Source organism: Serratia sp. root2 (assembly GCF_031931805.1).
In the GTDB taxonomy this organism is placed as follows: Bacteria; Pseudomonadota; Gammaproteobacteria; order Enterobacterales; family Enterobacteriaceae; genus Serratia; species Serratia inhibens.
This window is the reverse complement of sequence record NZ_JAUJXB010000003.1, coordinates 287,543-299,895: the sequence shown is the minus strand read 5'-3', so window position 1 is coordinate 299,895 and position 12,353 is coordinate 287,543. Positions and strand designations below refer to the sequence as shown.

The window sequence follows — 12,353 nt, the reverse complement described above, 5'->3', positions numbered from 1 at the left end:
GAAATGTAGAATTTTTCTGGAAATGCAGGCGGAAGAGAAAATGAATGACGGGGCGCTCCGGCGGGATGGCCCCGTATTGCGGCAGTGCGTTTAGTCCAGTTTCACGCCGATGCGGCGCGCCACTTCTTCGTAGGCCTCGATCAGGCCGCCCAGGCTCTGACGGAAACGGTCCTTGTCCATCTTGTCCAGGGTGTTTTTGTCCCACAGGCGGCTGCCGTCCGGCGAGAACTCATCACCCAGCACCACTTCGCCGTTGAACAGACCGAACTCCAGCTTGAAGTCGACCAGGATCAGGCCCGCGTCGTCAAACAGCTTGCTCAGTACGTCGTTCGCCTTATAGCTCAGCTCACGCATGCGCGCCAGATGCTCTTTGTTCACCCAGCCGAAGGTTTCGCAATAGGATTCGTTGACCATCGGATCGTGCATCGCATCGTTTTTCAGGAACAGATCGAACAGCGGCGGGTTCAGCACCAGGCCTTCTTCAATGCCCAAACGCTTCACCAGCGACCCTGCTGCGCGGTTGCGGATCACGCATTCGACCGGCACCATATCGAGCTTCTTCACCAGCACTTCGTTGTCTGACAGCAGGCGTTCCATTTGCGTCGGGATGCCGGCTTCTTCCAGTTTGCTCATGATGAAGTGGTTGAACTTGTTGTTCACCATGCCTTTGCGATCAAACTGCTCAATGCGCTGACCATCCAGTGCTGACGTATCGTTGCGGAACTCTAACACCAGCAGATCGGGGTTTTCGGTGGTGTAGACGGTTTTTGCCTTTCCGCGATACAACTCAGCTAGCTTTTGCATCTTACATACTCCAATAAAGAATTGTTTTAAAAACGCTTCAACACACAGGTGTGATATACCCAAAATAATTGGAGTTACAGCAAGGCGGCAAGGGCAGGAATCCCCGGGAGCTTACTCAAGTAAGTGACTGGGGTGAGTGCACGCAGCCAACACAGCTGTAGCTTCAAGAATGATGGGTATATTGTGCCAAACCTGCGACGCAAACGATACCGTGCCGACAAAACAAAAAGGGGCCGCGGCCCCTTTTTTAGTTATTTAACGCTGGTTTTACTGAACGCAGCCTGGAATGCCGCAACCAACCCGTCGTTTTGCGACTGGGTCAACGGCTTCCCTTTCGGATCGATAAATTGCAGGCTGGTGCGGTTGTTCAAATCACCCACCTGCAGTTTGTAATCACCTTCCGTCAGTTCAGGATCCTTGGCGCCCAATGCATCCCAGTCGCTACCGCTCAGGGATTTGTAGGTCACGGCGACGGTGCCCTGCGGACGGCTGCGGTCACCCACTTTCATCCCCAGTTTTTCCAACGCCGCAGGCAGGCGATCCCACACTACGGTGTACGGACCACGCACGACCAACATCGGCAAGCCGGTGTCATCTGCGCCGCTCTGCACGTCCAGCGCGCCGAAGCGGTTGGCCGTTTGGCTGCTCGCCAGGTTATCCTGCTTGTCCAGGCCCTCAACGATAGTGTTCATCATCATGCCGTTGTAGCGCTGTACTTCAGAAGGGTCGGTAATCTGCTCGGTTTTGCCCTGCTGCTGCAAACCAACGGTTTTCACCACCAGCGCCTGCTGGTAGCCCTGCTGCTGCACGCTGATCTGATAGCGGCCTTCGTACTGGTTGTCTTCATCCAGACGGTTCCACTTCACCCAATCGGTAGTCAGGGTCTGGCCGGCATCCTGACGTGAGGCAATCGCGATATTTTTCGTCTGCAACATGCTGACGACGCGTGACCACAGGTTCTGGTTTTGCGGGCTGTTTTCCAGCAGCAGCGTACCGCTGTCGCCGGCATATTGCGCACGTGAACCGCTCAGCAACGCCAACGGCTGCACCGGCGGACGAATATCCAGTTGCTTGCCAACGCCGCCTTTCAGCGTGGTTGCCGGAACATCATAATTCCCGCTCTGCACCGGCAGGATCATACCGGCCGGCGCGTTCAACGGTTTGAGCTCCGACGCGTTGAGATAAGACTCATCGCCGCTGACCTGGCGTTTGTAACGTTGATCGGTGGTACAGGCGGCCAGCATCATAACCAGCGAAATACCCACGACTTTTGCTACCGTCGACTTTTGCAATGAATAAACCATCAAATTTCCCTTAGAGTTACAGCAAACCGGCGCTTTTCAACGCACGCTCAACGATCGGGCGAGCAGCGTCGGTCAACGGCGTCATAGGCAGACGCGTCGTATCGGTTGCCATCAATCCCAATGCCTTACAGGCCCATTTCACCGGAATTGGGTTTGCTTCTACAAACAAATCCTGATGCAACGGCATCAAGCGCTGATTTAAGCGGCGTGCTTCAGCAAAGTTGCCCTGTGCTGCCAGCGTGCAAAGCTGCGCCATTTCACGCGCTGCCACGTTGGCCGTCACGGAAATCACCCCTTTGCCGCCCAGTTGCATGAAATCCAGACCGCTGGCGTCATCGCCGCTCAGCAAAATGAAATCTTCATCATCAACCAGCACTTGGATCTGACTTACACGACTTAAGTTCCCTGTTGCCTCTTTAACGGCAACAATATTCTTAATTTTTGCTAAACGCGCAATCACCGGCGGCAGCATGTCACAACCGGTGCGTGAAGGCACGTTATAGAGGATCTGCGGCAACTCGGTGCTTTCGGCAATCGCCTTGAAGTGCTGGTACAGCCCTTCCTGGGTCGGCTTATTGTAGTAAGGCGTTACCGTCAGGCAACCCACTACGCCGGTATTTTCGAAGCTTTTGGTCAGCGAAATGGCTTCGGCGGTGGCGTTGGAGCCCGTGCCGGCGATCACTGGAATGCGGCCTGCGGCCAGCTCCAGCGTCTGCAATACCACTTCAACGTGCTCGTCATGGGCAAGCGTTGCGGACTCGCCGGTCGTCCCTACGGAAACAATGGCCGCGGTCCCACTGGCTACATGATAATCAATCAGTTTTTTTAGGCTCGCACGATCGACAGCACCTTTGTCGTCCATCGGCGTAACCAGTGCAACAATACTTCCCGTAAACATTGGCCGTCCCCTCCACAAACAAGTCACTCATGGTACTTTTGCTGCCTATCCAAAAGCAAGCAAACAACAGCGTTGTAAGCGCTTGGCAGGCGGTTTTTTTTATGTTTACCATGGTAACCCCATTGAGCACGACAGGAAGATCCATTTTGCCTAAGCCAGATGAACACTATCTCGTGATTACCGCGCTCGGCGCCGACCGCCCCGGAATCGTTAATGCCATCACCCGCCACGTCAGCAGTTGCGGATGCAATATCGAAGATAGCCGTCTGGCCATGCTGGGTGAGGAGTTCACTTTCATCATGCTGCTTTCCGGCAGTTGGAACGCGATTACCCTGATTGAATCCACTCTGCCGCAAAAAGGCGCGGAGCTGGATCTGCTGATTGTGATGAAACGCACCAACTCGCATGAAAGGCCCCCCATGCCGGCCACGGTGTGGGTTCAGGTTGAGGTGAAAGACTCCCCGCACATCATTGAGCGTTTCACCGATCTGTTCGACTCCAGCCAGATGAACATTGCCGAGCTGGTGTCCAGAACCCAACCGGCGGAAGGTCACCTGCCGCCGCAGCTTTACATTCAGATCACCGCGCACAGCCCCGGCAACGCGGATGCATCAAATATCGAGCAAGCCTTTCATCGCCTATGTACAGAATTGAACGCACAAGGCAGTATTAGCGTTGTTAACTATCCACAGCATGATGAGAAAGATGGAGAGTAGTGATGAGCCCATTGAAAGCCGGTGACACAGCGCCGAAATTTAGTTTGCCTGACCAGGACGGTGAGGAAATTAACTTGGCCGACTTCCAGGGACAGCGAGTGCTTGTTTATTTTTATCCCAAAGCGATGACGCCGGGTTGTACCGTTCAGGCCTGCGGCCTGCGGGATAACATGGATGATTTGAAAAAAGCGGGTGTCGAAGTGCTGGGTATCAGCACGGATAAACCAGAGAAGCTGTCGCGTTTTGCCGAGAAAGAGTTGTTAAACTTCACGTTGTTGTCTGATGAGGATCATCAGGTGGCGCAGCAGTTCGGCGTTTGGGGTGAAAAAACCTTCATGGGGAAAACCTATGACGGCATTCACCGCATCAGCTTCCTGATTGATACCAAGGGTAAAGTCGAGAAAGTGTTCGATGATTTCAAAACCACCAATCATCACGACATCGTTCTGAGTTACCTGCAGCAATAATTCTCACGAAGCGCAGCGGCCTGGCCTGCTGCGCTTCGTCATTTCCGCTTAATCCTGTTCCGTCTCCACCCGCAGTTCATCCGGCCAGGCGTGTATCACCGCCTTCACCAGCGTCGCCAGCGGGATAGCAAAGAACACCCCCCAGAAGCCCCACAGCCCGCCAAAGATGATCACCGACAAGATAATCACCAGCGGGTGCAGATTGACCGCCTCCGAGAACAGGATCGGCACCAGCAGGTTGCCGTCCAGCCCCTGCACCACCAGATAGGCGACGATCAGCGTCCAGAAATCGGCGCCGACGCCCCACTGGAACATCGCCACCACCACCACCGGAATGGTCACCAGCACCGCGCCTATATAGGGGATCAGTACCGAAAAACCGACCAGCACCGCCAGCAACAGCGAATAGCGCATATCCAAAATAACGAACACCAGATAGGTCGCCACGCCGACGATCACCATCTCCAGCACCTTGCCGCGGATATAGTTGGTGATCTGCTGGTTCATCTCGATCCACACCTGCCCTGCCAACCCGCGATTGCGCGGCAGCACGCGGCGCACCGCGTTGAGCATTTGCTCTTTGTCCTTCAGCAGGAAGAACATCATCATCGGCACCAGAATCAGGTAAATCGCCAGCGTCAGCAGCCCGACCAGTGAAGCCAGCGAGAATTTCACCACCGACTCTCCCATGCCCGACAGACGCCCACGCAGGTTCTCCGCCATCATATCGATGATGCCGGCATCGACCAGCGCCGGATAACGCTTCGGCAGCGTCGCCGCAAAGTTATAGAACTGATTGAGCATCCCCGGCAGATCGGTCATCAGGTTGATGCCCTGCTGCCAGGCGGTCGGCGCCACCACAAACACCAGCAGCATCGCGATGCCGGCGAACATGATCATCACCATGCTCGCCGCCCAATTGCGCGAACAGCCGATACGCTGCAACCGCGCGGTCGGCCATTCAAGCAGATACGCCAGCACGATGGCCACCAGCAGAGGCGTCAGAATACCGTGCAGAAAATAGAGAATGAGGAACCCGGCGACCAGAATCACCAGCAGCGCGATAGCCTGCGGATCGGTAAAGCGTCGGCGGTACCATTGTAATAACATCTCCAGCATCAGAGAGTGCTCCTAGAGGTTTGACTTGCAGGCATTGCGGTTCCTGGAGTGGGTCTTTTTATGAAATGAACGGGGTACAGGTTTGGGCATACCGACACTCAAAGTCCCTGAACGAGGTCGCTATGCTTCAACACCTGACTGATTGGATTTTCCGCACAGAGAACATCCAACTCACAACATGCTCCATAAGAATACCAGAGCCCAGAGCAAGCGTATCCTTAAACCGGGCCGAATCGCAATCCGTGCATCCCGGCAATGCGCGTGGCTTTCCGTTGGCATCAAATAATATTTGCTCTCATCTGGTCTCCGCGTCTCGGCCATTAAACGAAAACGGGACGAGCAAACGGCGAGTCATTCAATAACGCTTATTTATCTTCACACCAAAAGCCTAATTATTTTTCGGACGTATTGATTATTGAATAAATAAATCAGATAATTTAAACCACCGACTCAGAGAGTCTGATTACCATCACCCTATGTCATACATTAAACATTCACTTGCCGACGAGAAACTTCATACGTTGTTACATATTATCGGCCATGATAATTATTCATCACTAAAAAAATCACAGCCAAAAGCAAACTACCAGGGAGTAGTAAACCCATGATTATTCGCCCAAACCAGCACTGGTTTCTTCGCCTGTTTGATTGGCACGGTTCGGTGCTGTCAAAAATCACCTTCCGTCTGTTTTTAAATATCCTCATGTCTATTGTTGCCATCATTATTTACCAATGGTATGAACAACTTGGCATACATCTCACCATTGCCCCCTTTAGCCTGCTGGGGATCGCCATCGCTATTTTCCTGGGTTTTCGCAACAGTGCCAGCTATAGTCGTTTTGTTGAAGCGCGAATGTTGTGGGGAACCTTGCTGATAGCGGAGCGCACATTATTAAGACAATTAAAAAACCTGCTTCCAGAAGATAAAAATTCTCATGAGGAAATAGCAAAATATCTTATTGCGTTTAGCTGGAGTTTGAAGCATCAATTAAGAAACACCGACCCCACTGCTGATTTGTATCGCATTTTACCGAGAGAGGCTTTCTCGGAGGTCATCGCCAGCCCAATGCCCACTAACAGAGTCTTGTTATTATTGGGCGATGAGATTGGCAAATTGCGCCTGGCGGGTAAATTAAGCGATGTCACCTATAGAATGCTCGACAATAAACTGGATGAACTCGCACATGTTCTCGGCGGTTGCGAAAGAATCGCCAATACGCCGGTGCCTTTTGCCTATACGCTGATCCTGCAACGCACCGTTTATTTATTCTGTACCTTACTACCGTTTGCGCTGGTTTCCGATTTGCATTATATGACACCGTTTGTTTCCGTCTTTATTTCCTATACCTTTTTATCCTGGGACTCACTGGCCGAAGAGTTGGAAGATCCCTTTGGTACCAGCGCCAATGATCTGCCATTGAATGCCATCTGCAATACCATCGAACGCAATCTGATGGAAATGAACAATCAAAAGCCTCTGCCCGCCCCGCTCAAACCCGACCGTTACTTCAATCTGATCTGACGCCACTCTTCGGCACGGTGCAAACCGTGCCGAAACCTGATGGGAATAACATGTTCAGATAACTACCAGCGTTCAACCGCCGCACAATCTTTATCTTTTGCGGCAACCCATCGTTCGCCCTGTGGCGTTGATTCCCTTTTCCAGAATGGCGCTTTGGTCTTCAAATAATCCATAATAAATTCGGCGGCAAGAAAGGCGTCGGCTCTATGAGCGCTGCTGACGCCGACCAAAACGATGCCATCTCCAGCCTGCATCTCGCCGATGCGGTGAAACACGACCACCCGCCCCAGTGGCCAACGGCCGCGGGCTTCATCAACAATCTGCGCCAACAACTTTTCGGTCATACCGGGATAATGTTCCAACGTCAGGGAACTGACATCGCTGCCCAGATTATTATTTCGTACTTTGCCGACGAAAGTGACCACGGCGCCCTCGTTCTCCGAGGCTGATAACCATTGGTGTTCCCGTGCGATATCAAAATTTTCGGTATCGACGACAATCTTGTTTTGCATCTCAACCCCCGGTTACCGGCGGATAAAAGGCCACTTCGTCACCGGCATTCAAGGGGTGATCGAAAGGCACCAGCGTTTGGTTTACCGCAGCCAAAAGTTTATCGCCCTCCAACGCCAGCGCCCAACGGTGGCCCTTTGCCAACAGCGCCTGGCGTAACGTCTCCACCGTGGCGTAATCGGCAGGGAGTTGCAGATGGTTGCAACCGATCAGCTCACGCACCTGAGCAAAGAATAAAACATCAATCATGATCCACCGCCTTGTAATCTGAGGATTTCCCCCCTCGCTTCGCCAGTAAACGAACATTGCCGATGACGATGTCTTTTTGCACGGCTTTGCACATGTCATAAATGGTCAGCGCCGCAACCGAAGCGGCGGTCAGGGCTTCCATCTCGACGCCGGTTTTACCGTTTAAACGGCACAGCGCCTGAATAACCACCCTATTGTTTTGCTCATCGGCACGCAGCGCGACTTCAACTTTATTCAGCATTAACGGATGGCACAGCGGGATAAGTTCCCAGGTCCGTTTCGCCGCCTGAATACCGGCAATGCGGGCGGTAGCGAAAACATCGCCTTTATGGTGTTTGCCTTCAACGATCATTTTTAGCGTTGTCGGGCTCATAGACACCGTAGCTTCGGCAACGGCTTCACGCTGCGTCTCGGGTTTGGCGGAGACATCCACCATATGGGCCTCGCCCATCGTATTGATATGTGTGAAATGCGCCATGATTACACTGTCTTTAAATAAGGAACGAATTGACAAGGAGCGGTGGGTGCACACGAATGGCGGCAAGCCCCGGGTGCCGACACTGCCCGGTTTGAAAGGACAAATTCAGCCGAAGTTTTGCGCATGGTTTTTCCCCAGTAAAATTTACCCCCCGATAAACGACAGGTTTTGCGTGATGCCGGTATTCCCCTGATGCAGGAAATGCGTTTGTTTTTTCTGCAATAAACCGTGCGCAATACGCTCCTGCAATTCTTGCTGGCTGCTGTCGGACTGCAACAGGTCACGCAAGTCAATGCCGCCGTCACCAAACAGGCACAGGTGCAACTTCCCCGTGGCCGAGACTCGCAGCCGATTACAACTGGTGCAGAAGTTCTTTTCGTACGGCATTATCAGGCCGATTTCCCCCTGGTAATCAGGGTGGAAAAACACCTGAGCCGGGCCTGCGCTGCGCTCTTGTTCCCGGCGCTGCCACCCCATGGCGACCAGGCGTTCGCGGATCACCTCTCCCGAAATATGATGTTGGCGGAACAGATCTCGCCCTTCCCCCGTTTCCATCAGTTCGATAAAACGCAGCTGAATCGGGCGGTGCTTAATCCAGTCAAGGAACGTCTGCAGGCTATGATGATTGATCCCGCGCATCAAAACGGCATTGACCTTGACCTTGTCAAACCCCGCCGTAAAGGCGGCGTCAATTCCGTCCATGACCTGCCTGAACTTGTCCTGGCCGGTAATGGCGTGAAACTGGTTGGCGTCCAGGCTGTCTACGCTGACGTTAATGGAAGTCAGCCCCGCAGCCCGCCAACGTGCCACATCACGCGCCATGCGGTAACCATTGGTGGTCATGGCAATATTGCTGATTTCCGGATTTTGTCTGACGGTTTCAATGATTTCGACAAAATCTCTGCGCAGTGACGGTTCACCGCCGGTCAGACGGATCTTTTCCGTGCCGCAGGCGGCAAAAGCCCGCGTCACCCGCCGAATTTCATCCAACGTCAGAAAGCTTTTGTTGTTGCCCCCAGTGGGACGATACCCATCAGGCAAACAGTAGCTGCAACGGAAGTTACACACATCCGTAATGGAGAGCCGCAAATAATAAAACTTACGTTCCCAGGGATCGGTAAATGTCGACATCTGCAATACCTCCCAATTGAGCAGTAACAAGAAATCATCAGGCACTTATTACTTAAGTGTCAGAGCGGAAAATAATGGCGTTGCCGTTGATTGCCCCGAGGCTGACTGAAAAGCAAAGCCAGGCTAGCGATTAAGCCCATAGCCTGGCTGCCGTTTTTTTCAGTGAGACTTCATGCCGGCTGCGACCATCAGCAGTTTAAATACCGATGCCACTACGCCGAGGGCCAGCACGCTGGCGGCCCAAATAGCCACCATCCACATCAAGCGCCGCCAAAAGGCTGGGTGGCTGTCTATCACTGGTTTCATGATATTCGTCTCCTGGTAACGTTATCGATCAATGGTAACCTTCATCCGGTTTGATTTTTCCGCGGAACACGTAATAGCTCCAGCAGGTGTAAGCCAGAATGACCGGAATAATCAGCAACCCGCCGACCAGCATAAAGCCCTGGCTCTGAGGCGGTGATGCCGCCTGCCAGATGGAGATCGACGGCGGGATGATATTCGGCCAAATGCTGATCCCCAGGCCGCTGAAACCAAGGAACATCAAGCCCAGGGTCATCAGGAACGGACCATAGCTGGCCCGGCGGTTGTACGCCGCCCGCACGATGCCCCAGGCAAAGGCCAGAACCAGCAGCGGTACAGGCAGGAACAAGAAGATATTCGGCGTGGTGAACCAGCGCGCGGCAATATCTGGGTGCGCTAACGGCGTCCAGATGCTGATGATGGCAATGGCAGCCAACAGCACCAGCGTCAGGGGGATTGCCAACTCGGACATCTTGCGGTGCAAGGCCCCTTCCGTTTTCATAATCAGCCAGGTACAGCCCAATAACGCATAGGCGACCACCAGGCCGAGGCCGCAGAACAGCGGGAACGGCGCCAGCCAGCTCAGTGCCGAACCGCTGTAGACACGGCCGGTGACCTCGAAGCCATTCAATATTGCCCCGACAGCCACCCCCTGGCTGAAGGTCGCCAGGATCGAGCCAACAATAAACGCTTTGTCCCAAAACGGACGATGCTCCGGCGTGGCCTTGAACCGGAATTCGAACGCCACGCCACGAAAGATCAGGCCAATCAGCATCGCGGTCAACGGAATGGATAACGCATCGGTGATAACGGCATAAGCCAGCGGGAAAGCGCCATACAGCGCCGCGCCGCCCAACACCAGCCAGGTTTCGTTGCCGTCCCAGACCGGCGCCACGGTATTGACCATCATGTCGCGCTCGGTGGCATCCTTATTGAACGGAAACAGGATACCAATCCCGAGATCGAAACCATCCATCACGATATACATCAACGTGGCGAAGACGATGATGGTGAACCAAATAATTGAAAGATCGATGCCCATGTTAGTTTCTCCCTTCCGGCTTGTTCAAAGGATCCTGAACCGCAGACAGCGGACGAGCTGGCGTACCCTCGACAACGGCGCCATGCGTATCGTCGCTCCCCGGGCCTTTCTTGATCAGACGCATCAGGTACATATAGCCAACGCCGAACACCGAGCAATACACCGCAATAAAGGCCAGCAGGCTGAAGGTCATATGCATATCACCGTGCGCGGAAACGGCGTCGCGGGTCCGTTGCACCCCATAGACCACCCAAGGTTGTCGGCCAATTTCAGTAGTGAACCACCCGGCCAACAACGCAATCAGGCCTGAAGGCCCCATTAACAACGCGAACCACAAAAAAGGACGCGACTGATACAGACGGCCTCTCCAACGCAGCCATGCGCTGACAACGCCAAGCAGAATCATCAGCATGCCCAAACCGGCCATCACGCGGAACGACCAAAAGATGATGGTGGAATTCGGGCGATCTTCCTTAGGGAAGCTTTTCAATGCCGGTACTTGCTTATCGAGGCTGTGCGTCAGGATCAGACTGCCCAGATAAGGGATTTCCAGCTTGTAGCGGGTTTTTTCCTGTTCCATATCCGGCACGCCGAACAGCACCAGCGGCGTGGCTTCACCCGGCCTGTTCTCCCAATGGCCTTCAATGGCCGCAATTTTCGCCGGTTGATACTCCAGGGTATTCAAGCCGTGGGCATCGCCGATAACCGCTTGAATCGGGGCGACAAACAGCGCCATCCAGAGCGCCATGGAGAACATTTTGCGGACCGCCGGCGAATCATTGCCCCGCAGCAGGTGCCACGCAGCCGATGCCCCGACAAAGAAGGCGCTTGCCAGGAAAGCGGCGGTAGACATGTGCAATAAACGGTAAGGGAATGACGGGTTAAAGATAATTTTCAGCCAGTCGACCGGGACCACAATGCCATTTTCGATCGCATAGCCTTGCGGCGTGTGCATCCAGCTGTTCGAGGCCAGGATCCAAAAGGTCGAGATGAGCGTACCCAGCGCGACCATGCAGGTCGCAAAGAAATGCAGCCCGCGCCCTACCCGGTTCCAGCCAAACAGCATAACCCCGAGGAAACCGGCTTCCAGGAAGAAAGCGGTAAGCACTTCATAGGTCAACAACGGCCCGGTAATGCTGCCGGCGAACTGCGAAAAACCGCTCCAGTTGGTGCCAAACTGGTAAGCCATTACCAGACCTGACACTACCCCCATACCAAAATTGACCGCAAATATCTTCGACCAAAAATGATAAAGCTCACGGTAGGTGTCATTACGTGTTTTCAGCCACAAACCTTCCAGTACCGCCAGAAAACTTGCGAGCCCGATGGTAATAGCCGGAAAAATAATATGAAAGGAGACAGTAAAGGCAAACTGTATCCTCGCTAAATGGAAGGCATCTAATCCCAACATTGTTCACCCCTGTGTATCACCATTTTGATAAGTTTATAAACCATGAGTTATATTGCTATTCCAGGTCACTGCCCGTTATCCATTAAAAATCGGCCCACACCCTTTACATGAGCCACGCAAAAAATGAGGAAAACCTCATACCGTACTTTGTTTTTAATCCCGGTAATTTTTTTAATTTTCTTTCCCTGGCCGTATTTTTTAGCGAAACAGGTCTGCGGGTGCCCCAAGGGTTGGTTTATGGACACAAACATGGACAGAATCAGGAGAATTAATTAGCCTTGCTACGCCAAAGTCGATGTAGATGATTTTATTTTAAATTTTAACTGCAAATCTTATCAACTTACCGCCGCCCCTTTTTCAGCTAATAATCTGTTGGTTTTTCTCAGTCTCCCCGCTTTG

General features: G+C 53.1%; 14 protein-coding genes. 3 read left to right on the top strand and 11 right to left on the bottom strand.

Going from position 1 to position 12,353, the window contains the following annotated elements:
• Window positions 1-90 precede the first annotated feature (90 nt).
• From purC to dapA, 3 genes are all read right to left on the bottom strand, one after another.
• Entirely contained in the window at window positions 91-804 is a 714-nt protein-coding gene (gene purC / locus QZQ97_RS17505; protein ID WP_020828051.1) for a phosphoribosylaminoimidazolesuccinocarboxamide synthase, read from the bottom strand.
• A gap of 251 nt (window positions 805-1,055) precedes the next feature.
• Complete coding sequence (bamC, locus tag QZQ97_RS17500) at window positions 1,056-2,108, bottom strand: outer membrane protein assembly factor BamC (protein ID WP_006316873.1); 1,053 nt, start codon at window positions 2,106-2,108, stop codon at window positions 1,056-1,058.
• 16 nt (window positions 2,109-2,124) lie between these two features.
• Window positions 2,125-3,006 carry a 4-hydroxy-tetrahydrodipicolinate synthase gene (gene dapA, locus QZQ97_RS17495; protein WP_311994477.1) on the bottom strand — a complete coding sequence of 294 codons (882 nt, stop codon included), beginning with the start codon at window positions 3,004-3,006 and terminating at the stop codon, window positions 2,125-2,127.
• Window positions 3,007-3,116: 110 nt separating this feature from the next.
• Here dapA and QZQ97_RS17490 point away from each other — a divergent pair, with 110 nt between their 5' ends.
• Together QZQ97_RS17490 and bcp are read left to right on the top strand one after the other, a co-directional pair.
• Window positions 3,117-3,722, top strand: coding sequence for a glycine cleavage system transcriptional repressor (locus QZQ97_RS17490; RefSeq protein WP_311994552.1), 606 nt, complete (start codon window positions 3,117-3,119; stop codon window positions 3,720-3,722).
• A gap of 2 nt (window positions 3,723-3,724) precedes the next feature.
• Window positions 3,725-4,189, top strand: a complete 465-nt coding sequence (gene bcp, locus QZQ97_RS17485; protein ID WP_006316879.1) for a thioredoxin-dependent thiol peroxidase — start codon at window positions 3,725-3,727, stop codon at window positions 4,187-4,189.
• Between the two features lie 48 nt (window positions 4,190-4,237).
• Here the strand turns inward: bcp and QZQ97_RS17480 are convergent, their stop codons facing one another.
• Complete coding sequence (locus tag QZQ97_RS17480; RefSeq protein WP_311994476.1) at window positions 4,238-5,308, bottom strand: AI-2E family transporter; 1,071 nt, start codon at window positions 5,306-5,308, stop codon at window positions 4,238-4,240.
• A 604-nt stretch (window positions 5,309-5,912) separates the two neighbouring features.
• Between QZQ97_RS17480 and QZQ97_RS17475 the strand changes: the two genes are divergently transcribed.
• A complete protein-coding gene (locus tag QZQ97_RS17475; protein WP_311994475.1) occupies window positions 5,913-6,830 on the top strand; it encodes a bestrophin family protein in 918 nt (305 codons plus the stop codon).
• Window positions 6,831-6,892: 62 nt separating this feature from the next.
• Here QZQ97_RS17475 and moaE read toward each other — a convergent pair whose 3' ends face one another.
• The 7 genes from moaE to QZQ97_RS17440 form a co-directional block, all read right to left on the bottom strand.
• Window positions 6,893-7,342: a molybdopterin synthase catalytic subunit MoaE gene (moaE, locus tag QZQ97_RS17470; protein WP_311994474.1), complete on the bottom strand. Its 450-nt coding sequence runs from the start codon at window positions 7,340-7,342 to the stop codon at window positions 6,893-6,895.
• Window position 7,343: 1 nt separating this feature from the next.
• Complete coding sequence (gene moaD / locus QZQ97_RS17465) at window positions 7,344-7,589, bottom strand: molybdopterin synthase sulfur carrier subunit (RefSeq protein ID WP_311994473.1); 246 nt, start codon at window positions 7,587-7,589, stop codon at window positions 7,344-7,346.
• Window positions 7,582-8,067: a cyclic pyranopterin monophosphate synthase MoaC gene (moaC, locus tag QZQ97_RS17460; protein WP_311994472.1), complete on the bottom strand. Its 486-nt coding sequence runs from the start codon at window positions 8,065-8,067 to the stop codon at window positions 7,582-7,584. Before moaC ends, moaD begins: the two co-directional genes overlap by 8 nt.
• 144 nt (window positions 8,068-8,211) lie before the next feature.
• Entirely contained in the window at window positions 8,212-9,198 is a 987-nt protein-coding gene (gene moaA / locus QZQ97_RS17455) for a GTP 3',8-cyclase MoaA (RefSeq protein WP_311994471.1), read from the bottom strand.
• 159 nt (window positions 9,199-9,357) lie between these two features.
• Complete coding sequence (locus QZQ97_RS17450; protein ID WP_311994470.1) at window positions 9,358-9,504, bottom strand: DUF2474 domain-containing protein; 147 nt, start codon at window positions 9,502-9,504, stop codon at window positions 9,358-9,360.
• A gap of 28 nt (window positions 9,505-9,532) precedes the next feature.
• On the bottom strand, window positions 9,533-10,543 hold the full coding sequence (gene cydB / locus QZQ97_RS17445; protein WP_311994469.1) for a cytochrome d ubiquinol oxidase subunit II: 1,011 nt from the start codon (window positions 10,541-10,543) through the stop codon (window positions 9,533-9,535).
• A gap of 1 nt (window position 10,544) precedes the next feature.
• A complete protein-coding gene (locus tag QZQ97_RS17440; RefSeq protein WP_311994468.1) occupies window positions 10,545-11,954 on the bottom strand; it encodes a cytochrome ubiquinol oxidase subunit I in 1,410 nt (469 codons plus the stop codon).
• Between the last annotated feature and the right edge of the window lie 399 nt (window positions 11,955-12,353).

Coding starts and splice junctions, on each gene's coding strand:
- purC (WP_020828051.1), bottom strand. CDS start 804: ATGCAAAAGCTAGCTGAGTTGTATCGCGGAAAGGCAAAAACCGTCTAC.
- bamC (WP_006316873.1), bottom strand. CDS start 2,108: ATGGTTTATTCATTGCAAAAGTCGACGGTAGCAAAAGTCGTGGGTATT.
- dapA (WP_311994477.1), bottom strand. CDS start 3,006: ATGTTTACGGGAAGTATTGTTGCACTGGTTACGCCGATGGACGACAAA.
- QZQ97_RS17490 (WP_311994552.1), top strand. CDS start 3,117: ATGGTAACCCCATTGAGCACGACAGGAAGATCCATTTTGCCTAAGCCA.
- bcp (WP_006316879.1), top strand. CDS start 3,725: ATGAGCCCATTGAAAGCCGGTGACACAGCGCCGAAATTTAGTTTGCCT.
- QZQ97_RS17480 (WP_311994476.1), bottom strand. CDS start 5,308: ATGCTGGAGATGTTATTACAATGGTACCGCCGACGCTTTACCGATCCG.
- QZQ97_RS17475 (WP_311994475.1), top strand. CDS start 5,913: ATGATTATTCGCCCAAACCAGCACTGGTTTCTTCGCCTGTTTGATTGG.
- moaE (WP_311994474.1), bottom strand. CDS start 7,342: ATGCAAAACAAGATTGTCGTCGATACCGAAAATTTTGATATCGCACGG.
- moaD (WP_311994473.1), bottom strand. CDS start 7,589: ATGATTGATGTTTTATTCTTTGCTCAGGTGCGTGAGCTGATCGGTTGC.
- moaC (WP_311994472.1), bottom strand. CDS start 8,067: ATGGCGCATTTCACACATATCAATACGATGGGCGAGGCCCATATGGTG.
- moaA (WP_311994471.1), bottom strand. CDS start 9,198: ATGTCGACATTTACCGATCCCTGGGAACGTAAGTTTTATTATTTGCGG.
- QZQ97_RS17450 (WP_311994470.1), bottom strand. CDS start 9,504: ATGAAACCAGTGATAGACAGCCACCCAGCCTTTTGGCGGCGCTTGATG.
- cydB (WP_311994469.1), bottom strand. CDS start 10,543: ATGGGCATCGATCTTTCAATTATTTGGTTCACCATCATCGTCTTCGCC.
- QZQ97_RS17440 (WP_311994468.1), bottom strand. CDS start 11,954: ATGTTGGGATTAGATGCCTTCCATTTAGCGAGGATACAGTTTGCCTTT.